At 40.8% G+C, this 21,802-nt stretch carries 27 protein-coding genes and 3 pseudogenes; all 30 read left to right on the top strand.

Annotation, left to right across the window (positions count from 1 at the left end; all coding sequences use genetic code 11):
- Nucleotides 1–223: 223 nt before the first annotated feature.
- The 30 genes and pseudogenes from KUH03_RS17030 (at nucleotide 224) to KUH03_RS16885 (ending at nucleotide 21,789) form a co-directional block, all read left to right on the top strand.
- Nucleotides 224–2,582, top strand: a pseudogene (locus KUH03_RS17030) (GH92 family glycosyl hydrolase).
- 2 nt (nucleotides 2,583–2,584) lie between these two features.
- Nucleotides 2,585–2,974, top strand: a complete 390-nt coding sequence (locus tag KUH03_RS17025; protein WP_257095059.1) for a hypothetical protein — start codon at nucleotides 2,585–2,587, stop codon at nucleotides 2,972–2,974.
- Nucleotides 2,884–3,303: a basic secretory family protein gene (locus tag KUH03_RS17020; RefSeq protein ID WP_257095057.1), complete on the top strand. Its 420-nt coding sequence runs from the start codon at nucleotides 2,884–2,886 to the stop codon at nucleotides 3,301–3,303. Before KUH03_RS17025 ends, KUH03_RS17020 begins: the two co-directional genes overlap by 91 nt.
- Nucleotides 3,304–3,313: 10 nt before the next feature.
- Nucleotides 3,314–5,611 (top strand): annotated as a pseudogene (locus tag KUH03_RS17015) (GH92 family glycosyl hydrolase).
- 595 nt (nucleotides 5,612–6,206) lie between these two features.
- Nucleotides 6,207–7,376: a TonB-dependent receptor plug domain-containing protein gene (locus tag KUH03_RS17010; RefSeq protein ID WP_257095055.1), complete on the top strand. Its 1,170-nt coding sequence runs from the start codon at nucleotides 6,207–6,209 to the stop codon at nucleotides 7,374–7,376.
- A 26-nt stretch (nucleotides 7,377–7,402) separates the two neighbouring features.
- Nucleotides 7,403–7,879: a hypothetical protein gene (locus tag KUH03_RS17005; protein WP_257095054.1), complete on the top strand. Its 477-nt coding sequence runs from the start codon at nucleotides 7,403–7,405 to the stop codon at nucleotides 7,877–7,879.
- Nucleotides 7,807–8,193, top strand: a complete 387-nt coding sequence (locus tag KUH03_RS17000) for a hypothetical protein (protein ID WP_257095053.1) — start codon at nucleotides 7,807–7,809, stop codon at nucleotides 8,191–8,193. The genes KUH03_RS17005 and KUH03_RS17000 overlap by 73 nt, the downstream gene beginning before the upstream one ends.
- Nucleotides 8,178–8,840: a hypothetical protein gene (locus KUH03_RS16995; RefSeq protein WP_257095051.1), complete on the top strand. Its 663-nt coding sequence runs from the start codon at nucleotides 8,178–8,180 to the stop codon at nucleotides 8,838–8,840. Before KUH03_RS17000 ends, KUH03_RS16995 begins: the two co-directional genes overlap by 16 nt.
- Nucleotides 8,837–9,100, top strand: a complete 264-nt coding sequence (locus KUH03_RS16990; RefSeq protein WP_257095050.1) for a hypothetical protein — start codon at nucleotides 8,837–8,839, stop codon at nucleotides 9,098–9,100. Before KUH03_RS16995 ends, KUH03_RS16990 begins: the two co-directional genes overlap by 4 nt.
- A 102-nt stretch (nucleotides 9,101–9,202) precedes the next feature.
- Nucleotides 9,203–9,433 carry a hypothetical protein gene (locus KUH03_RS16985; RefSeq protein WP_257095048.1) on the top strand — a complete coding sequence of 77 codons (231 nt, stop codon included), beginning with the start codon at nucleotides 9,203–9,205 and terminating at the stop codon, nucleotides 9,431–9,433.
- A gap of 20 nt (nucleotides 9,434–9,453) precedes the next feature.
- Nucleotides 9,454–10,167, top strand: a pseudogene (locus KUH03_RS16980) (RagB/SusD family nutrient uptake outer membrane protein); the annotation flags it as partial.
- 76 nt (nucleotides 10,168–10,243) lie between these two features.
- On the top strand, nucleotides 10,244–10,510 hold the full coding sequence (locus KUH03_RS16975; RefSeq protein ID WP_257095044.1) for a RagB/SusD family nutrient uptake outer membrane protein: 267 nt from the start codon (nucleotides 10,244–10,246) through the stop codon (nucleotides 10,508–10,510).
- Nucleotides 10,507–10,644 carry a hypothetical protein gene (locus KUH03_RS16970; RefSeq protein ID WP_257095042.1) on the top strand — a complete coding sequence of 46 codons (138 nt, stop codon included), beginning with the start codon at nucleotides 10,507–10,509 and terminating at the stop codon, nucleotides 10,642–10,644. Before KUH03_RS16975 ends, KUH03_RS16970 begins: the two co-directional genes overlap by 4 nt.
- A gap of 13 nt (nucleotides 10,645–10,657) precedes the next feature.
- Entirely contained in the window at nucleotides 10,658–11,647 is a 990-nt protein-coding gene (locus tag KUH03_RS16965; RefSeq protein ID WP_257095040.1) for a fasciclin domain-containing protein, read from the top strand.
- Nucleotides 11,648–12,089: 442 nt separating this feature from the next.
- The gene (locus tag KUH03_RS16960; protein WP_257095038.1) at nucleotides 12,090–12,458 is read left to right on the top strand and encodes a DUF5007 domain-containing protein; all 369 of its coding nucleotides are present in this window, start codon (nucleotides 12,090–12,092) and stop codon (nucleotides 12,456–12,458) included.
- Nucleotides 12,455–12,895 (top strand): DUF5007 domain-containing protein, encoded by a 441-nt coding sequence (locus tag KUH03_RS16955; RefSeq protein WP_257095036.1) that lies wholly within the window; start codon nucleotides 12,455–12,457, stop codon nucleotides 12,893–12,895. Before KUH03_RS16960 ends, KUH03_RS16955 begins: the two co-directional genes overlap by 4 nt.
- A 109-nt stretch (nucleotides 12,896–13,004) precedes the next feature.
- A complete protein-coding gene (locus KUH03_RS16950; RefSeq protein WP_257095034.1) occupies nucleotides 13,005–13,466 on the top strand; it encodes a carboxypeptidase-like regulatory domain-containing protein in 462 nt (153 codons plus the stop codon).
- A 38-nt stretch (nucleotides 13,467–13,504) separates the two neighbouring features.
- The gene (locus tag KUH03_RS16945) at nucleotides 13,505–13,867 is read left to right on the top strand and encodes a TonB-dependent receptor plug domain-containing protein (RefSeq protein ID WP_373564742.1); all 363 of its coding nucleotides are present in this window, start codon (nucleotides 13,505–13,507) and stop codon (nucleotides 13,865–13,867) included.
- A gap of 299 nt (nucleotides 13,868–14,166) precedes the next feature.
- The gene (locus KUH03_RS16940) at nucleotides 14,167–14,853 is read left to right on the top strand and encodes a hypothetical protein (protein WP_257095030.1); all 687 of its coding nucleotides are present in this window, start codon (nucleotides 14,167–14,169) and stop codon (nucleotides 14,851–14,853) included.
- Nucleotides 14,854–14,858: 5 nt separating this feature from the next.
- Nucleotides 14,859–15,902, top strand: a complete 1,044-nt coding sequence (locus tag KUH03_RS16935) for a TonB-dependent receptor (RefSeq protein ID WP_257095028.1) — start codon at nucleotides 14,859–14,861, stop codon at nucleotides 15,900–15,902.
- Between the two features lie 369 nt (nucleotides 15,903–16,271).
- Nucleotides 16,272–17,216 carry a RagB/SusD family nutrient uptake outer membrane protein gene (locus KUH03_RS16930; protein ID WP_257095026.1) on the top strand — a complete coding sequence of 315 codons (945 nt, stop codon included), beginning with the start codon at nucleotides 16,272–16,274 and terminating at the stop codon, nucleotides 17,214–17,216.
- 25 nt (nucleotides 17,217–17,241) lie between these two features.
- The gene (locus KUH03_RS16925) at nucleotides 17,242–17,613 is read left to right on the top strand and encodes a RagB/SusD family nutrient uptake outer membrane protein (protein WP_257095016.1); all 372 of its coding nucleotides are present in this window, start codon (nucleotides 17,242–17,244) and stop codon (nucleotides 17,611–17,613) included.
- Nucleotides 17,614–17,626: 13 nt separating this feature from the next.
- Nucleotides 17,627–17,890, top strand: coding sequence for a hypothetical protein (locus KUH03_RS16920; RefSeq protein WP_257095014.1), 264 nt, complete (start codon nucleotides 17,627–17,629; stop codon nucleotides 17,888–17,890).
- A complete protein-coding gene (locus KUH03_RS16915; protein WP_257097054.1) occupies nucleotides 17,821–18,390 on the top strand; it encodes a hypothetical protein in 570 nt (189 codons plus the stop codon). Before KUH03_RS16920 ends, KUH03_RS16915 begins: the two co-directional genes overlap by 70 nt.
- Nucleotides 18,391–18,420: 30 nt before the next feature.
- Nucleotides 18,421–18,879, top strand: coding sequence for a DUF5008 domain-containing protein (locus KUH03_RS16910; protein ID WP_257095012.1), 459 nt, complete (start codon nucleotides 18,421–18,423; stop codon nucleotides 18,877–18,879).
- Nucleotides 18,825–19,793 (top strand): delta-60 repeat domain-containing protein, encoded by a 969-nt coding sequence (locus tag KUH03_RS16905; protein ID WP_257095010.1) that lies wholly within the window; start codon nucleotides 18,825–18,827, stop codon nucleotides 19,791–19,793. The genes KUH03_RS16910 and KUH03_RS16905 overlap by 55 nt, the downstream gene beginning before the upstream one ends.
- Entirely contained in the window at nucleotides 19,778–20,035 is a 258-nt protein-coding gene (locus KUH03_RS16900; RefSeq protein WP_257095008.1) for a delta-60 repeat domain-containing protein, read from the top strand. Before KUH03_RS16905 ends, KUH03_RS16900 begins: the two co-directional genes overlap by 16 nt.
- Before the next feature lie 16 nt (nucleotides 20,036–20,051).
- Nucleotides 20,052–20,594, top strand: a complete 543-nt coding sequence (locus tag KUH03_RS16895; protein ID WP_257095006.1) for a hypothetical protein — start codon at nucleotides 20,052–20,054, stop codon at nucleotides 20,592–20,594.
- A 17-nt stretch (nucleotides 20,595–20,611) separates the two neighbouring features.
- Entirely contained in the window at nucleotides 20,612–20,980 is a 369-nt protein-coding gene (locus tag KUH03_RS16890; protein WP_257095004.1) for a hypothetical protein, read from the top strand.
- On the top strand, nucleotides 20,977–21,789 hold the full coding sequence (locus tag KUH03_RS16885) for a DUF4983 domain-containing protein (protein ID WP_257095002.1): 813 nt from the start codon (nucleotides 20,977–20,979) through the stop codon (nucleotides 21,787–21,789). Before KUH03_RS16890 ends, KUH03_RS16885 begins: the two co-directional genes overlap by 4 nt.
- The last annotated feature ends 13 nt before the right edge of the window (nucleotides 21,790–21,802 follow it).

The raw sequence follows: 21,802 nt of genomic DNA, 5'->3' as shown, positions 1-21,802 counted from the left end.
GGATTACCAGTCCCAAGGAATATGTGATTTCGACAAATTTGATCAAAAGATAGTATCCATATCTGAAGCGGGGATAAGTCCGAAACTTGGTCTAAAAAATAAAGCCTTATTGTAAAAATCATAAGACCTAATATGCGAAAGCTCCGAGTTTTTTTGATTTAATATTCTTTTTTATATCTTTACTAATACGTTTTAGTAGAAATATTTATATATATCCTAAATAATGAAGAAATCATTAAGTGTTTTTCTAGGGTCATTACTGTCCTTGGGTTTGTTTTACGCAAAACCGGTTTTGGCTCAGAAGTTTAGAGGACAGCAAATGGAGGCTGTCGATCTGGTGAATCCTTTAATGGGTACAGAATCCAAATTTGAGCTATCCAACGGGAATACTTATCCTTCCATAGCAAGACCATGGGGATGAATATGTGGACCCCACAGACCGGGAAAAATGGCGATGGATGGCAGTATCAATATACAGCTGATAAAATCCGTGGTTTGAAGCAGACACATCAGCCTTCTCCTTGGATGAATGATTATGGTGTTTTCTCTATTATGCCTGTTACTGGAAAGCCTGTTTTTGATCAGGATGAACGTGCAAGCTGGTTTTCGCATAAAGCGGAAATTGTAAAACCATATTATTACTCAGTGTACTTGGCTGATCACGATGTGACAGCAGAGATGACACCGACTGAACGTGCTGCGATGTTTCGTATCTCTTTCAATAAGACGGATGATGCTTATATCGTTTTGGACGCTTATGAAAAAGGTTCGGAAGTGCAGATCATCCCCGAAAAAAATATGATCATTGGCTATTCATCGAAATATGCACGCGGCCCATTGCCTGAAAATTTTAAGAACTATTTTGTCCTTGTTTTCGATCAACCTTTTGCTAGTGTTGCTACTTGGGCGGGAAAAGAAAAGAAAGACGGCCAGCTGCAAATCAAAGGTGACCATACGGGCGCCATCGTTGGTTTCAAAGTGAAGGATAAATCAAAACCTGTTCAGGTAAAGGTTGCGTCCTCTTTTATCAGTGCTGACCAAGCTATGTTAAACTTAAATGAGCTTGGTAATAAGTCATTTGACCAAATTAAAGAAGATGGACGCCAGATATGGAATACGACCTTAGGTAAAATTAAGGTAGAAGGTGATGATATCGATCAATTGCGCACATTTTATTCGACAATGTATCGCACATTGTTTTTTCCGAATAAACTATATGAAATCGATGCGCAAGGAAAGGCTGTCCATTACAGCCCATATAATGGTAAAACGCTACCAGGATATTTGTTTGGTGGTACAGGCTTTTGGGACACCTTTAGAGCCTTGTATCCTTTCCTAAACTTTATGTATCCTTCTATCAATAAAGAAATGCAGGAGGGATTGCTTAATGCTTATCTGGAGGGTGGGTTTCTGCCTGAATGGAGCAGCCCTGGATATGCTGATATCATGGTTGGTAACAACTCTGCTTCGGTAGTATCGGATGCCTATATGAAGGGCTTGCGTGGTTATGATATCAACAAATTATATGAAGCTTTGCAACATGGTGCAAACAATGAGGGGCCAATGACCGCTGTTGGACGTAAAGGTGTTGAATATTACAATAGCTTAGGCTACGTGCCTTATGATGTTAAAATCAATGAAAATGCTGCCCGGACATTGGAATATGCTTATGATGACTTTACAATATACCAATTGGCAAAAGCATTGAACCGTCCTAAGGCTGAAATTGATCTCTATGCTAAACGTGCTCAGAATTATAAGAACTTATTTGATCCTTCCACCAATTTAATGCGTGGTAAAAATAAAGATGGTAAATTCCAAGCTCCTTTCAATCCATTGAAATGGGGGATGCATTCACTGAAGGTAATAGTTGGCATTACTCCTGGAGTGTCTTCCATGATGTGCAGGGACTGATTGATTTAATGGGTGGAGAGAAAACTTTTGTCAATATGTTGGACTCTGTATTTGTTCAGGCTCCAAATTATGATGATAGCTATTATGGTGGTATTATCCATGAAATTCGGGAGATGCAGGTTGCCAATATGGGGCAATATGCGCATGGTAACCAGCCGATTCAGCATATGCCATACCTGTATAATTATGCAGGCCAACCATGGAAAACGCAATATTGGGTGCGTCAGGTTATGGACAGAATGTATAAGCCAACTCCTGACGGTTATTGTGGCGATGAAGATAATGGTCAAACATCGGCTTGGTACGTATTTTCTGCGCTAGGTTTTTATCCGGTTTGTCCAGCGACAGACGAATATGTGCTCGGGGCTCCATTATTTAAAAAAGCTACATTAACGTTCGAAAATGGTAAGACATTGACAATAGATGCACCTAAGAATTCGGATAAAAATGTTTATGTCAATGCACTGCAGTTGAATGGAACAGATTATGGTAAAAACTGGTTAAGTCATAAGGCACTTCATGAAGGTGGGAATCTTAATTTTGATATGACAGCTAAACCGAATTATAATAGAGGAACTACCTTGAGCGCAGCTCCATATTCGATGACAAGTGAATTGAACACGGGTGTGAATTCAAAAAAGCAAAAAGAAAAAATAACAATAACCTAATTATGAACTTTAATTATTTGAAAAGAACGCTTGCTGTTGTCGCTTTAATGTATTCTTGCTCGCTTTCCGCACAGGATAATTGGCAGCATACACAAAATGATCGAAAGGTGGCTGTAGATGTCGACAGTATCACCAAAGGTGGATATACTTTAATCTGGATCAATAAAGACAAGGATTTTAGTCCTGCACTAAAGAAGAGATTGGTGGCGGCTTATTTTACTAATTATCCCAAACTGGCAAAAAAATATAATAGCAAGACTATCAAAAAGTGTCTTTTGTTATTGATCCAGATTATAAGGGCGTGGCCGCAACAGCTGGAGGTATTGTACGATATAGCCCGGAGTGGTTTGCCAAAAATCCGGGTGATATTGATGTTGTTACCCATGAAGTGATGCACATTGTTCAGGCTTATCCTGATGGGGCCGGACCTTGGTGGGTAACTGAAGGGATCGCAGATTTTGTTCGTTTTGATGACGGAATAGATAATGCTGGAGCAAATTGGAAGTTACCTGAGTATACAGAGAAACAAAAGTATACAGATTCTTATCGTACTACGGCACGATTCCTCTACTGGATTAATAAAAATGTGAAAAAGGATTTTGTTAAAAAATTGGATGGAGCAATGCGGAGTAAAACGTATACAGATGATTTCTGGAAAGCGCAGACCGGGAAGACGATTGACGAGCTGTGGAGTGCTTATAGTCAAAATCCAAAGATCTAATCCTTAAGCGATGAACATAAGAAGTTTAGTTTGTTTCGGTTTGTTATGTGCCCCTTATTTATTAAGAGCACAAGAAACCAAATTGATTCAGTATGTCAAACCACTGATCGGAACCGCTCGGATGGGGCATACTTTCCCCGGGGCGACCGTTCCTTTCGGAGCGGTACAACTAAGTCCGGATACGGATACCTTATCCTATGCTGTAAATGGACAGTACAATGGTGATGTGTATAAATACTGTGCTGGTTACCAGTATGGTGATCCAACGATTGTGGGCTTTAGCCATACACACTTTAGTGGTACTGGCCACTCTGATCTTGGGGATATATTGGTCATGCCAACCCAGGGAAGGTGCAGCTCAATCCAGGAACTGCAGATAAACCTCAGGAGGGGTATAGATCTCCTTATTCGCATGCAAATGAACGTGCCGAGCCCAACTACTATAGTGTTTTGCTTGATAAACATCAGATTAAAGCTGAATTAACAACTACCACACGCGTAGGAATTCATCGTTATACCTTCCCGAAATCAGATGCTTCACATCTTGTGGTGGATCTAACTGCTGGAATTTATAATTATGACGGTAAAAATGTCTGGACGGTTGTCAAGGTATTGAATGACTCGACTTTGGTAGGGTATCGCCAAACGAATGGATGGTCCCGGACACGTACCGTTTATTTTGCGATAAAGACATCCAAACCATTCAAAAACTATGGCGCCAAATATGAAGATGGGAAATCAGTGTATAACGGTTTTTGGCGTAAGTTTGATCAACAGCATAATTTTCCCGATCTAGCCGCTCACAACATCAAGCTGCATTTGGACTTCGACACGAAAGCCGACGAATCTATTCTGATGAAAGTTGCGCTGAGCCCAGTAAGTATGAAGAATGCACTCAACAATATGGAAGTTGAGGCTCCGAACTGGAATTTTGATGGATATGTGCATGCAGGACAAACGGCCTGGGAAAAGGAGCTTCACAAGGTTGAAGTGGATATGTTGAACAAGGAGGATCTAATCAATTTCTATACTGCCATGTATCATGCGAGTCTGATGCCAACCATCTATATGGATCAAAATGGTGAATATAAGGGATTGGATCAGGAGATTCATCAAGCTAAGGGTTTTACGAATTATACGTCGTTTTCCCTTTGGGATACGTTTAGGGCATTCCATCCACTTCTGAATCTGATTAACCCTTCGCGCAATGCAGATATCGTCGCGTCAATGATGGCGCATTACGATCAGAGCGTATTGAAAATGTTGCCGATCTGGTCACATTATGCCAACGACAATTGGTGTATGAGTGGTTATCACTCGGTATCTGTCATTGTTGATGCCATATTGAAAGGTGTGTATAAAGGTGATCCCGAAGCGGCATTACGAGCTTGTGTGCAAACGGCAAATACCCGTAATTATGAGGGAATAGGAGCCTATATGGATAAAGGATATGTTCCGGATGATGTGTCTGGTACTTCGGTTTCGAATACACTGGAGTATGCTTACGATGACTGGTGTATCGCGCAATTGGCAAAGAAGCTTGGGAAAGAAGATATCTACCGTACTTTTTCGAAACGTGCTGAGAGTTGGAAATCGCTTTATGACCCTGCAATAGGTTTTATGCGACCAAAGAATTCTCAAGGGAAGTTTAAAGAGAAATTTGATGTATTAGATACCCATGGCCAAGGCTTCATTGAAGGGAATTCCTGGAATTATAGCTTGTACGTCCCACATCAACCTCAGGAGATGATGGAGCTTATGGGGGCAAAAGAAACTGGAGACTTATCTGGATTCTTTATTTACAATGGAACTTCCCGATAAATATTTTGAGCATACCGAGGATATCACCCGAGATGGAATTATTGGGAATTATGTACATGGAAACGAGCCTTCGCATCATGTTGCCTATTTGTATAACATGACCCAGAGCCCTTGGAAGGCGCAGGCACGTTTACGTCAGATTATTCGAAATCAATATCATAATGGACATGCTGGGTTGGGTGGAAATGATGACTGTGGACAGATGTCCGCCTGGTATCTATTTACAGCGCTTGGATTTTATCCTGTAGCACCAGGCGAGGATGCCTATTGGATTGGAAGCCCATTGGTGAAATCTGCGAAGATCAATCTAGAAAACGGGAAAAGTATTGGCATTACTGTGCGTAACCAATCTGAGAAGAATGTATATGTTAAATCGGTGACTTTGAATGGTAAACTCTTGGATAATTTGAAATTATCGTATAGTAGCCTAACGAATGGTGGTGAATTGGTATTTGAAATGACAAATAAGCCCAAGAGAGGAAAGTGATAATTCAGCTAAACTAGAACTAATTACTATAATAGTGGAGAGACCGATCGTTTGCAGATCGGTCTTTTCTATTTTTTAAGCCCTTTACCCGAAAGGGAACAGAATAGATTTTTGAAAGAAGTTTTCGATAAACTGTTACAATTTGAAAAAAATAGCCAGCGAGTTTTTTTAGCAAATCTCGATTTGAGCGGTCAGAAATCGAGTTTTTGACGCAAAATAGCTTAATGTTGCTCACTAAACCAGTTTAGCAAAACAAAAAAACAGAGAAAAATTTTTTTTTCTCCGTTTTCTATATATCTTCAGTATAACCAAGAGCGATAAGTGCTGACCAATTAAGTAAGTAAACCAGTTTTGACAGAAAGGTATTTCCTATTATGCTAAAACGTTTTTTATATAAACTTTAAACCTTAAATTATGATGGTAGTTCTATTTGATACTGCATAACGGGTTTTTGAGAAAGAAGTTGACTAATTTTCTTATCTCGAAAAAACACACCCAATTGGCCTCTGGTTCAGGGTATTATAACCAATTAAACTAGAAAAGTAAAATAACCTAATTATATATCATTCTTATGTACATGATTAAAAAGAGGTGTTTGAGTGGACTCGTTGTCTTGGGATGGTCCTGTGCTTGCTGTTCTCTTGTTTCTGGTCAGGATAATAAGCAATTAGCTCCTTCGGATAGTCTTAAGCTTCAGATTGGAACTGTAAAATTAGACTCCATATTTCAGACCAAAGTTAGTCAAGTCAATCCTGTTGAGATCAAGAAGCAAGGCTTGTTACCTTATACATCCCTTCAGCAGTATTTAAAAGGGAACAATACGGGACTTTATGTAACAGAGCCATCTGGTGAACCTGGAACTAAACAACCCATGTATTTTCGTGGTATTTCGAGACCATTGCTTTCTGACATCGATGTTTTTCAAAATCAACCATTAGTTGTGATAGATGGCATCCCGTTAGTAGGAGAACATCCATTCGCCTATGCCGTACAGACCTATGATCTCGAGCGAATTGGACCGGCAACAAATCTCTTGGCCAATATCAATATTGATATGGTCAAATCTATTGAGGTCCTTAAAGATGTTGCGGCAATAGCCATGTATGGACCTAATGCCGCAAATGGAGCAATTGTCGTCCAGACCAAAGAATATCAGTCCGATAAAACCAATCGTATAGCCGTCAATATGTATACGGGGTTGGCACAACGTCCACAGGTGACGACTATCAACGGTGAATACGAGAATAAATTCAGAAGACAGTTTTATGATTTGTATACATCGAATGGTAAATACGATGATGGAGATTCTTATCCTGTGTATCTAAGTGATTCACTCAATATGAATTACTTTGGTAAGTCGGATTGGAGTGACTCCTATTATAACAATGGTTTGGTATATAACCTAAATGCGAACCTTTCTGGCGGTGGCCCTCGCGCGAATTTTCAATTTGCTGCTGGATCGACTCAGGATAAAGGTATTTCAGAGAAAGTGAAGCTAAATAAGTACTACGCTTTGTTTGGGTTGAATATGCGTCCATTGACTTGGCTGACATTCTCCATGCAGGCAAATCTAACCAGACTCGATCGTAATAGAAATTTAAATCTGAGAGATCGTTTTGCGCAGTTAGCCTATTTCCCCGATCTATCGGCACCATTGTCGCCTAACAAGGAGGTCTATAATGAGTACTTGGGCTTTTACAAAAAGGCTTTGACAATAACAAGTCTAATATTGTACAGGGCTACGGTAAGCTACAAATCGATTTAGGTAATTTCCATTTTCTTTCGACTGGTATGGTCGATTATAATGAAGGCTACCGGGATCAATTTTATCATAGCAAGCTCATGGAATCCAATAATTTTGCTTCCAATTATTATGGCTATAACCAGCGTGCTGTATTTGACAACAAAGCGTATTATGACTGGAAAATTGATGCTAAAAATAACCTGAATCTATTGATCGGAAATAGCTTGCAATGGGATACGTACCGCTATAACTACGCTTACGCTTACAAAGGAGTAAATGATTTTATCAAAGTCAATCTTTTGGAGGATGATATTAATCTTCCGAATTATTTGGAAGCTACGGCTTATCCTAAAGCACTTATTTTTAAATTTTTAGATCGTATTCGCCATAATTTAGTCTCTTTTTATGGAAAAGCGACCTATAATTATGACAAAAGGTTGATGTCTCCTTATTGCTGCGGTCCGATGGATCCTCTAATGCTCAGCCCGATGCAAGATGGCTGTTTACACCATCGCTTTCTGTAAATTGGAATATCAAAAACAGTTATTTCAATACAAATAGAAACCTGAAAGACCTGACAGCTCGACTGAGTCTGGGACGTATTGGAATAAACAATGTATTTGATGATTTTGCACAGGGACCTAATTATGTCGCTCAAATGGGTTTTACAGGCAATCAGTTGGTTGCCGGCTATAATGCGATCGCTGGACTGGTGCGGCCTTACGAATCGGGATGGGTAGGTTATAATATTCCCTGGGCCTACACTGATCAGGGCAATTTAGGTCTTGACTACGCAATTGAAAAAAGAACTTTTATGTCTCCTTGGATCTGTACCTGAAACAGACTAAAAACCAGCTGATCAATATCCCTTCCTTTAGTGAGTATGGATACAAATCAAGTTATTCCGCAGGAATGGATGTTCAAAATGCCGGGGCGGAATTAACAATCGGTCTCGATCCGATCCAATCCAAAACATTTAAATGGTCTACGGCACTTAATGTGTCTCACAATCGAAACAAACTTAAAGCATTGCCAAATGGACTTGATCGCTTGGTTATTGGGAATAATTTATTGGAAGTTGGCAAGTCACTGGATCAATATTGGCTTCTTTCCAATGAAGGGATTTACAAGACAGATGCGGAAGTACCATCGGGAATGACCTATAATGCTATTCAGTTGCGAGCAGGTGATCCCATTTGGAAGGATCAAAATGGCGACAATACCATAAATGATGATGACAGAACTTTGCAAGGGCATCGTTTACCGGCCATTTTTGGAAATTGGTACAACAACTTTGTGTTTGGGAAGTGGGATCTAGGTATCAATATGTACTACAATATCGGCCGTGAGCTCATTAATCAAGAGATGGCAAATCGTTTTGATTTTATTAATAATGAAGGGGCCCGGAAGTTGGATGCGGTCAAGGAGATTACCTATTGGGAGAAAAGAGGCGACTATAGTAAGTATCCGTTGTATAACCCTTGAGTTCGGTCATTGCGTATCAGGCAGATCAGGACCTGTTCTTGGAGAACGCTTCTTTTTTGAAGATTCGCGCAATCACATTGGGATATAATCTGACGACTTTGCTCGGTGGAAGTGCACAGCGTATTAAAAATGCCTATGCCTATGTTTCTGCGAATAATGTCGCGACCATAACATCTTATAGCGGTGTGGATCCCGAGATTGTCGATTATACGGGTTACGATATTGGGTCCAAATTGCGTATCCCCGAATTTACACCTTAGGTATTAAAGTTGATTTTTAAACAAACAGACATGAAAAGATACTACTTCATTATTCGTGTTTTACCAATTTTCTTGCTCGCTCTTGGCGGCGGGTGCAAGAAAATGCTTGATATAGATTCTTCGCGGACGGTCAAAGAAGAAAATATGTGGAATGCTTTGGAAGATACGCGTGCTGGGCTGATGGGTATATACGGTTTAACCAAGGCCGCATTGGACGATAATAACGGATATTGGCTTTACGGAGATGTACGATCCGGTGATTTTGAAAGTCCAAACCGGCAAGACCTGAAAGCCATTATAAAAATGATCTCAAAGCGAATTATGAATCGCTAAATGCATTATCCAACTGGCGGCGCTGGTTTGCGGTGGTCAATGCCGCAAACATATTTATGGAACGTGCACCAGAAGTACGCCAGAAGGATATGCGGTATACCGAAAATAACCTTGTAGTGGATGTTGCCCAAGCGCGATTTTTACGTGCTTATGCCTATTTCAACATGGTACGTATTTGGGGAGATGTCCCCTTGATCTTAAATTCTCATGATGGCAATTTTGAAAATAAGCCTCGCGAAGATCGTTTAAAGCTCTATGCCTGGATTGAAAAAGAAATGTATGAGGCGGCACAACTGCTGCCTTATTCCTATAGCACTGGCGATGAGCAGCAGATTGGGGATTATTATAATGAAAGCTCCTCACGCTGGAATGGTGCGTTGGTACGGAAGCTTTCCGCCTATGCGATCTTAGCTCATTTGGCCGCCTGGCAAGCGAATTATGCTGATGTCGCATCTTACTCCAAATTTGTGATGGATAATTATTCGAAAGGAGGAGCTTATTATTTATCTTCTTCTTTCCTGACGGATGGCAATGGTTTTTTCTTTGAAAAACGATCCGAACAGATGTTTTCCTTTCCCTATATCTGGGCGCATGTCGAAGCTTCATTTACAGGTCATATTGAGGAACTTACACTGGCGGCGCCTGTGGTGAATAAATCTGTGCCCGATATTTACATGCCTAAAGAAATGATTCTAAAGACATTCAATGAGAAAAAGATCAGCGTTTCAGCATAGATACCCTGGGCAATCCGAACACGGAAGTCTACTTCCGGAATTTCAATGGTAAATATCCGATTTTCAGTAAGATCAAATGTATCATGGGGGCACTTCTGATCCCACTTTTCGGATTTTTACCAGTGCGACAATTTTAACCCGCTTGGAGGATGTCGCTCTTTTGCGGGCGGAGTCCTTGGCTGTACTTGGTGAAAAATCCGCCGCTATCGAGCTATTAGATGAAATTCGGGAAAGGAGGGGCCTTAAAGCATACAGCGAAACTGCTAATGGTGATTTGGTTGACGCGATCTTCCTGGAACGCAAACGGGAACTGATGGGGAAGGGCATCGCTGGTATGATATGATCCGCCGCGAAAAGATAAAACATGACAATCCGAAATTGGCACAACTGATAGCCGATGATGGTATTTACTGGCCTATCGCAAAGGAAATCCTCTCACAGAATAAGTTAATAGAACAAAATGCTTATTGGAAGTAAAGAAGTAACAGCTATGAAAAAGAACTTATTTATACGGTGCATATTCGCATTGGCAGTTACATCTCTGTTGTACGCCTGTGCCAAAGATAAAGGTTACTATTCGCCAATGGCCAAGGAACCTGTTTATAAGGGTAATTTATATAGTTATCTAAAAAGTAAGCCTGGGGTATATGATTCCTTGGTTAAAGTTATCGACCGGATCGGACTGCAAAAGAAACTGCAAGATAGTACGGTCACTTTGTTTGCACTGACAAATGCTAACTTTCAATTGGCGGTTCAGAACCTGAATAATACATTGAATGTATCGGACAAACCGGCCCAATATTTAAATTCTGTGAAATATGAAATACTGGATTCGCTGATGTGTCAGTACATTATCCAGGGAAGGATTTCCAGTGATTCACTCACAAATCAAGATGGGAAGGACGTATTGGGGATACGCTACGGTTATCCGATGCATATCGGTCTCAATAGACAGGCGTCATCGGGATATATGAATGGAGGTCCAACAATAGTTGATTTCTCCGACACAAGAAGATCCGTATTTAATCGCAATTGGGTGACGACGGAAACAAGTTCGCTAAATATCCAGACAGATAACGCTGTGGTCCATGTGCTTAATCCTGACCATGTTTTCGGCTTTAATAAATTTGTCAGTCAGATTATCTATATCCCACCACCTGAGAATTTATTTAAAACAATTGGCGGAGTAGGATCCGCATCAAAAGAAACGTCCGGAGGTCCGAATGCTGTGGAAGCATCCAAGTATGTATTTGATGGCAATCCAGAGACCAAATTCTTCTTGTCAAGTCCCGGACAATTTTATATCCAATGGGATTTTCTGGTTGCTGTCGCTGCGAACAGCTATACGCTTCGGTCAGCGAATGACATTCAACAGCGGGATCCAACAGATTGGACCTTACAGGGATGGAACGAAGAGACTTCCAAATGGGATCTTCTGGACACCAAAAAGATGAAGCTTTTGATGAGCGTTTCCAGTTAAGGGTATTCTTTTTACCAATACAAGAGCATATAAAACCTATCGTTTGAATATCGCACGCATGTATGGGGGCAGTGATTTCCAACTTGCAGACTGGACAATGAACCGAAATCAATAACCAATTTAAGAATGTCTAAGCAATGAGAATTTTTAAAAATACAGAATACTGGATAAGGGACTATGTTTTTATTGTAGTCTACTTGTTTTAATGTGTGCAGGCTTAAATGGGTGTAAAAAATGTATAATTTGCCCGAAGAGAAGGAGTTTTTAAGCGTGAATCTGACTTATGACGGGAAATCCTTCTATCCCATTTTAGGACGGACCACACTATGGGGATAGTGAATACAGACCATTCAACAACGCCATTAAAGTTTGAAATTGTCAATCCCCGCTACGGCGATGGAAGGCCGTATACAGATCTTTTTCAGGTAAAACCAGTCTATGAGTGGATTTCACGGTACGATGGAACAGAGAAAATCTGGCAGAAATCGAAGCCAAAAGGAAACAGGTCAACAGACCGCTTTTTGAGGTCGATTCGACAGGGACATTTATTTTATGGAACTCCTCAACGAATGCGCTTATTACACCTCGAGCCAAAGATAGTATTGACCTGGTTCAAAATGTTCGCTATTTCGATCTGAAAGTTTCCAATTCAGGCGGAACTACCATTGTCAAAGATTTTATGATCCTACCATGGCGAGTACAGGACTATGAACCCTATTCGGATAAAAATCCGTATAACGGTGAAATCGCACCAGACCCCAGGATCCTAAAAACCCCAAGAAGCAAAGCTATATCTGGCCTTCCTATATGAATGACATCTTTGGAGAATCCAGTAACCAATTGTTGCGAACCAATGATGAGTTTAAAGATTTGGTGGTTTATATACGCCCTTTTAGTGGTGGAAATGGTCATAATTTAAGATTTGTTTTTTTGAACAAAGATAAAAATCCGATCAACCCTGATAATTTCAACGAAACAAATTGGAACGAGCTGGTACATGGTTTTAACATGAAAAAAACGGAAAGTTATGTTCAATATGATGTCGCTTATCCCATTCCCCTTACAAATTACCCTACTAAATATACAAATGGAGGAAGTGCAAAGGTAGATTTTAGTTATTCTAGAAGAGGTTTCGGAGGGATCTTGATTACAGCGGGTTTCGGATTGAACTTCAAATTATTTACGAAAGGAGACTGGGAAATTGTTTTTCATTTCCAAAGAGAGAATCCACGATTTGATAACGAATAATAGAAATAGTTATGCGATTAAAGATATTTTATAATAGTTGTGTTCTCTTGATATTGTGCATGTTCATGTCGTTGGAGGTATTTGCACAAGCGATCATTATGTCAGGAAAGTGACTGATGAAAAAGGGCGGGCATTGAGTGGAGTAACAATTCGTTATGGCAAAACATCCCGCGAAGTGACATCCACAAATTCATCGGGAGCATTTAGTGTGACTGCGGTCGCGGGATCATCCATTTCGTTTAGATTGATCGGTTACGATGGTGTAAGCACTACTATACGAGCAGACCGAAATGTCAACATACGAATGAAAGAATTGGATAATCAGTTGGATGAAGTGGTTGTTCGTGGTTATGTTAAACGACCGCGGGAAACAACAACGGGAGCGTCAACCAAAATCAGCGGCAAAGAGATTCAAGATATTCCAGCGGCGAATGTGGAGAATTTACTCCAGGGTAAAGTTGCGGGCTTGAATGTACAGGTGAATACTGGAGCCCCAGGATTTAGAGGGTCTACACAGATTCGGGGCTTTCAACAATTAGTGTCACAGGTTCGGGAGACCAGTCATTCTTGACACCGACTTCGCCTTTGTATGTTATTGATGGGGTACCAATGGATGCGGATCGTGCAAATGAGCTTGGCCTCAGTCAACAAGGACCCGGTATTAGCCCACTATCACTCATACCGCCCGAGGACATAGAGAATATAGAGGTATTGAAAGATGCACAAGCAACTTCTCTATATGGTTCCTTGGCAGCTTATGGTGTTATCATTATTAACACAAAGCGCGGAAATTCAGAAGTGCCCCGTGTACGTTATACGGGAAACTTCTTCCTGAAGACACCACCAAAATTAAGAGAAACTTTGGGTGGTAATCTCGAGCGTCGGCTTAAGTTATTACAAATTTATGGTAATGCACTATCGCAAGATGACTGGGATCGTATTTCCCAAACCCCATACTTTCGGATAGCTTAAATGCTTATTTTAACAATTCGACCAATTGGCAGGATTTATTCTATGCGACAACCTATAATCAGACCCATAACGTTGCGATAGACGGCGGGAATCAAAAGCTAAATTATAAAGCCAACTTGAATTATTATAATGAAAACGGAATCATAAAAATACTGGTTTTGACCGTTACATGGCCAACATGCGATTTGAGTATTATCCAAATGAAAAATTTAGATTCACGGCTCAGGTCAATGCTTCACTAGGGTCAAAGAGTAAAGGTAATGGATTAGGATTTTGCAGTCCGGAGTGGCAAAAATGGAATGGCTTCAACCCTGTTGCCCGGCCCCTCGTTTTATTTAGCCTCATCGGGTTATAATTCAGCACTAAAAACAAGGAATGATAATTCTTCTAAGTCGATAAAACCTTTTATCGAAGCCTCGTATGAGTTTATTCCAGGTTTGCGGGCAACCACAACGGTAAGTTATGAGTCTACTTCCGACAACGAAAGTACGTTTACTCCGGCGGAAGCAAACGGTCAGTTTGCCCAGGTATATGCCTATTATGGACGATATAATTCGTTATATAACCGTAACTCTATTAACTATAGCCGGACGTTTAAAGAAAAACATACAGTGTTTTTCAACCTGTTCAATGAAATCCGTACGTTGGAAAAGCAAGCAAATGCTGCATTGCAAGCTCGTACACCTAACGACCAATTTGAAGGACCACTAGGGTTTGATGGGTACTTTTCGAAAGGCGGAGGATTGCTGCGCCGAGGCTTTGGAAAAGAACGTGGATTGTCTTTTGCAATTGCCGGCACCTATGATTATATGAAAAAATATGTCGTGGATCTTTCTTATCGTATGGACGGTTCATCACAAAATGGGTTTGGAAATCTATACACCAAAAATCCCGCGGTTGGTTTTCGTTGGAATGCCTATCATGAAGACTTTTTAAAAGAAGTAGACTGGATCAACTTATTGTCGATCCGCACAAGCTGGGGGTAAACGTTATGCCTAATAGTACCTTGGAACGGGTTTATGGAAAATATGATATTACAGGCGGGTATAATGATAAAATCGGTATCGGAATCAATTACGAACAGATTCCTAATCCAGATTTAAAACCGACAACCACCAGTCAATATAACCTGGGTTTGGACATGGCGTTCTTCAATAACCGGTTTGAGCTGACCTATGATACTTATTACAAGAAAGTAGATAATATCTTGTTTGAGGAGAAGTTATCTACCTCATTGGGCTTTGACAAGGTAAATAGCAATTCAGCGGCTATTGCTAACTATGGTCATGAGCTCGCTGTGATGTATCGACCATTTACCGAAGGTCGCTTTACCATGTCCGTCGGTGTAAATGGCGCCTTTAACCGGGATGTATTGCTCAAATTGCCAGAACATTATGGTGGTCAATTTGTTCGCTGGGATTATACCAATGACCTGAGACAGCATATCGTTTTTAGAGTAGGAACATCGACCATGTCAAATTACATGTTATTAAACCGAGGTGTTTATAGAACCGATGCGGATGTACCTGTGGATCCTGTGTCAGGTCGTCGGTATCGCATGGCAAATGGGACAGAATTTCAAGCAGGAGACCCGATTTTTGCCGATTTGGATGGTAACTATATTTTAGATGAAAACGATTATGCAAGAACAGGTAATTCTCAGCCGCTCATTACTGGAGGTCTACAATTGAATTTAAATTATAATCATGAAACTTTAGGAACGTTTGGTCTAAATGTGTATGGTTCATACACTGCTAAACGTACGATCTTAAATAATGCGCTTGCGGAGCGGCTGCGTCTAATGAATGATCCTTATGGAAGCCAGGCTGTCGTTCCGTTGGACGACATTAATATGTGGATGAAGCCGGGGATATCGCGGAATATCCATATGCCTACGATTTTAGACGTTATTCGAGCATTGATCCATTTCGTATGGATCAAAGTTTATGGGCGGAAGATGGATCCTATTTCAAATTCAACAGTGTTACACTGTCCTATATGTTTACGAAAAGCGCAGTTAGACGCTATGGCCTAGAGCGTTTAAGGGTATATGTAACGGCTGAAAACGTCGCTACCTTGTCAAAATATAGTGGGCCGAACCCGGAAAACGTGAGTAGCATGGGAAGGACGCTTCAGGTGGATATCCTGTCCCAAGGCAATATAGTGTAGGTGTTAATATAGATTTCTAATCGCTAGGTGTTATGAAAATTAGAAGAAATTTTACAAGAATTGCATTTGTTTTAAGCCTATGCGTCATATTGACCGTTGGCTGTAAGAAATTTTTGACAGTCGAACCCATTGATCGACTTACAGGAAATAACTTTTATCAGTCCAAAGAAGATGTAGAGGCAAATATTGCGCGTATATATAGTCAGTTTTTGAGAAGATAAATGAGTCTTGGGTCATGGGGGCGATAGGAGAGGCCAGATCTGGCGAGATTTTCTCTTCGCCCACTTCATCAAATGATCGTATGATCCTGAGGGATCTAGGAACGAACAATATGAATGCCGTTTATGTCAATACCTTGCCCGGTGGGCGCTCTAGCGGTTATGCCATGTACAAGGTGTCGAGCTGGGATATCTATTACAAGGTTATTCAAAGCTGCAACATTTTGATTGCCAAACTGGAGGAAGGAATTCCGGGATTGTCGGCGGCGGACAAAGACCGTTACAAAGCGGAGGCGACTTTTATGCGTTGTCTCAGCTATTTTTGGATGGTTCGTCTATATGGTGATGTGGTTTACTATACGGAGGCCTATTTTGCTAAACAGCTGGCACGTGAGGACATGGTTTCTGTGATCAGTAAATGTATTTTGGATTTAGAATCTGTCAAAGATATTATGCCCTGGTCATTTGGTGACGCATCGCAGCGCGGCGCAAGAGCGAGCCGAGGTAGTATCATTGCATTGTTGATGCATATGAAAATGTGGAATGCCAATTTTGATTCACCTAATGCAACAAAATATTATGAAAGTGTGGCGGCATTGGGTAAAGAGCTGAGAGCAAGTGGCGTTCATTACCTTTATGCTTTAACACCGGAAAATTGGGCAAAAGTCTCCAAAGGACGAACAGAAGAATCACTTTTTGAGTTTTATCGGACCATTAACTACGGCGATCAAAATAATGCTTATGCGCCGCTTTGGGATCATTTCCTGCGATGGCCCTATAAATTCCCCGATACAACCAGCAATTTAGTATCGCGTATTATTCATCTGTTTTTATGTACCGTATCTACCCGCTTAATGGGCCCGCGGATAAGCGGAAGGAGCTCTGGTATGAGGATATGTATGCCGATAATGGCCAGTTTGTACTTAAAAATTCGCGGCCAACGTCTTTGCTTCGGGCAATGAGGATTCTAATCCCGACAATACCTTCATGATATTTCGTTATGCGGATGCCCTTCTCCTGGAGGCCGAGGCCTTAGCCAATCTTGGTGCGTCAAGGGAAGCCGAGGCTATCGCTGTACTCAACATCGTTCGGGACCGTGCCGAAGCGACCCGTTATTCAGGTGGTGGAACCGATCTTAAGAATTTTATTTTCGAAGAGCGCTGCCGTGAATTGATCGGTGAAGGTATGCGGTATTTTGACCTGATCAGAACAAGACGGATATTAAATCCACAGTGGACAATGACACCGATGACGATTGATCAATATAATCGTCGTGCATGGACCTGGCCGCTGGATCCTTCGGCTAAGAATTTCAATTCTAAGATTGTGTTAAATAGTTATTGGACTGGCGGAAACTAAATCTATATGTATTATGAGAAGATTTAAAATTAGAGGCTATATTTTTATGATCAGCATGTTGCTATTGAGCATGGGATCCTGTAAAAAAGATGAGTATTACAAAGATGGTGGTTTAGCTCAGGCAAAGTTCGATGGCTCAATCATGGAATATTTAGACTCAAAACCAAGGGAATTTGATTCCATCGCACAGATTATTCGGCTAGCGGACTGGAAAATGATTTTCAGACCAAAGAGTTTACCTTTTTCGCCCCTAGAGATGAGAGTGTCCAAAAATTAATCGGTCTGGCGAAAGGCAACGCCCAGCGAGGCGCATCCGGTGTGAATATGCTGTTGTATCTTCTTGGGCGAGATACGGTAAAAACATTGGCAGACGTTGACAGTACCATCTGGCGAAAATATCTATTGCGTTACATGTTCAATGGCAAACGGAAGTTGATGGATTACCCACAGATTGATTTTGACTTGCTGAATGTATTTAAAGGACAAAATTATACCTCATTGGGAAATACCGTGTCCAATATTGGAGTGGTATATAACGATGCGATCAATGATTCGGATAAAAATAACATCACCAGGCTAAAGTATATGGGCTATCGCCAGCTCCATATTTCTTATATCCCCGATATCAGCAGACCAACGGAATGGTGGGCTTGCCCCATCGCTTCTTCGGATATACAACCTGACAATGGTGTTGTGCATGTGATTGATTATACAAAAGCTGATTTCGGTTATAGATCGGGAGAGATTATTGCTGATATTTTGGAAAGTAAACGTTAAAAACCAGTTGTGAAATAAATTATGAAAGTTATGTACAGAACGACGTGGAAATATATTGCTTTATTATTCTTTATTCCATTATTATTTGGATGTAACAAAGACAATAAGACTTTTTCGGCTCCCTATGAAGAGGGCTTACCGCCACTGGATATCGAAATAAACCCAACGGATAAGATGCAACCTGAATCCGGGAAAACTGGTGCTGAGACCGTAATGCGGATAAAAGGATTGGATAAATATAAAGATAAGGCCGTTATCAGATTTAATGGGGAAAAGGCAGAAGTTGTTGAGTTGACTGCGGATCATGTAAAGCTAAAAGTTCCACCATTCGCAAGCACCGGTGTGCTTTCGGTTACCATAGATGATATCGTTTTTTTGGTCCGCAGTTTACCGTGCTGGGGAATGTTGCTTTGGATGCTACATTTCAAGTCGGGGTGGGTACAAACAATACGGTTTCGGATGTGCTCTTTCTGGAGGATGGCAAAATGATCTTTGCGGGATCATTTACCAATTATAATAACAAAGGATCCATACGGCCGATTAATCGCTTGGTGAGAACGTTTGCAGATGGTACGTACGACGCGAGCTTCCGTATAGGTACCGGTGCGAATAATTCGTTGAACAGCATCCTGAAATTAGGTAACTATTACTATTTGGCTGGTTCATTCTCCGGTTATGGTCAACGAAATACCGACATCAGCAATCTGACGCGTATTAATTTGACCGGAGCCATTGATACAATGGGGATAAAGCCATTCCGGAGGCCCGGTCAGCCAGATACCTTAAAATATTATCCGACATTTAATGGCGGTTTTGATGGTAATGTGGGTAATATTTATGAATCTGAAGGAAAGGTCCTAGCGACTGGAAATTTCCGATATTATATCCGCCGGACTTATGGAAAGCCCAACAAATTGGAAACAAGGGATACGGTTATCCTGGATAGTACGGAGATTAGACATATTGCCCGAATGAATCTTGATGGTAGTCTGGACAAAACGTTTCGATTCGGATCAGATGGTAAAGCATTTCCCGGTGGTAATGGGGCGGTAAATACGGTTTATCATCCGATAGGAGCGCAGAAAGGGAAAATTGTGGTTTATGGAACTTTCAACCGTTTCGATGGTGAAGCAAAAGGTTATATTACAAGGTTGAATGCAAATGGAACGCTGGATCCAACATTTAATACCGGAGGAACAGGTGCAGATTACAATGTAAATTCAGTTACTTACAATAGTGTAACGAATAAGTATATCGTCGTTGGGGCGTTTAGTAAGTATAATGGAGCGACTAGCGTCAAGATCATGATGTTGAACGCGAATGGTACATTGGACACTTCTTTTCAGCCCAAAATATTTGATGGGGTAACCCTTTCTACGCGGTACAGTTGGACGACGGTCTAATTGTTGTTGCTGGTGATTTTGTGCGATATAACAATATTGCCCGCAATGGTTTTATGATTTTAAATCCAACCGGAGAGCTCAATGCGGCTTATAATACCTCGGGATATTTTTCTGGGTACGTGAATAAAGCGGTAGAGACAAGAACAGAAGATGGCAAACGTGCTTTGCTGATCATGGGATCCTTCAGCCGATTTAATAATGAGCAAGTCCATAATCTGATTCGAATTAAATTGGAACAATAACCTAAATATTACACTGATGAGAAGTCAAGATAATTTTCGATATATATATGTGTGGCTACTGTGCTTTATTGTTTTTGTCGCAGTAAGCTCTTGTAAGGATGAGTTTGGACGATTGTTGCCTGATAATACAGGCGCGCAGGATACTGTGGATTTGGTATATGGTAAGCCTAAAGTATTGTTGCTAATTGCGGATGGTGCCCGGGGAGAATCCGTACGCACCGCCAATATTTCGACCATAAACGGATTGTTGGACCATTCCATTTACTCCTGGGTTTCATTAAGCGAGGAACACACGGATATTAATTCAACAGGGGCAGATTTGGCAAATATTATTACCGGTGTAAGTGAAAATAAACACCTGGTCGTTGGGAATAATTTTAGCAATAATAATTTGCAGACTTTTCCAACTGTTTATACCCGAATAGCGGCTAATATAAAAACACCTGAATTTAAAGTTTATAGCAGTTCACAATTGTTTGTGGATCATTTAGCCCCGTTACCGCGGCAAAATTTGAAAATTCAGATGAAGCAGTTGTTAACGGTGTTAAAGAGGGGCTGAAACAACCTGAACTCACCATGTTAACCGCTCATTTTACAGCAATAGACAAAGCTGGAAAGGCAAGTGCCTATGACAATAGCAGTGCGACCTACAAAGCTGCGATAGATAACTTTGATAAACAGGTGGGCGAAATTCTCAAAGCCTTGGAGCAACGCGCTACCTTTAAAAAGGAGAACTGGCTAGTTATTATTACATCAAGTAAAGGCGGACCTTTTGAAATTCCGCCTGCACAAAATGACAATACTATTTTTAGCAACCCTAATGTCAATACCTTTACAATTTTCTACTCCCGAAATACAATTCGCGTTACATTAATAAACCTTATTTGGGAAGCCGTTTTTCTGGTGATTTTCTACGGTTTAAGGGTGGGATATTTGCTGAGATGACCGAAGGGGATAATTCACTTTTTGATCTGGGTGATAAAGATGAGGAATTTACCATCGAATTGAAAGTCAAGAAAAATAAGGGACCAAATAATACCTATAGATTTCCTAATTATCCATCTTTTATTGGTAAACGTGAAAAATGGGAATCTGGTGCACCTACAAATGGCTGGATCATGGCTTTCAAAGATGATTATTGGATGTTCAATGGGCGGGGTCCGAACGGAAGCGGTGAGGTAAATGGTCCGAAATTGAATAATGCGACATGGAACAACGTGACCGTGGTAGGAACGGTTACAAGTGATGGTAAAAGGCTGATCAAAACCTACACCAACGGTCTTCCGGGAAATGAAATAGATGTCAGTGGCTGGGGAGCCATCAATAGCCCGGCGAAGTTTCGATTAGGCCTAATGAATGGAAATAGTAATTGGAATGAAGGAGATTACTACATTGCCGATGTACGCTTTTGGAAAATCGCGTTACCTGAATCGGTGATTTCCCAATATAACTGTCAGGTAGGTATAAGTGATGATCATCCTTACTATCAAAACCTTGCGGCAAATTGGCCGGTTTTCGGTACTGTAACCAACGGTTTGCTTTACGATGAAGGGCCCTTTGGAAATACCTTAAAAGTTGGGAATTCAACTTATGAAATTTCAAAACTCAATGATTTCTTATGTGCGCCTTCAGTAGAAACCATTAGTACCTTGGTGCCCAAAAATACCGATATAACAGCGCAGATCTTCAGCTGGCTGCAGATTGCAAGGCAAGAAAGCTGGCAATTGGATGGGCGAGTTTGGGTGGATAAATAATCTTAAAAGAGAT

Origin of the sequence: Sphingobacterium sp. E70 (assembly GCF_019285695.1) — a bacterium.
Classification (GTDB): domain Bacteria; phylum Bacteroidota; class Bacteroidia; order Sphingobacteriales; family Sphingobacteriaceae; genus Sphingobacterium; species Sphingobacterium detergens.
This window is presented reverse-complemented; position numbering and strand designations above follow the sequence as displayed.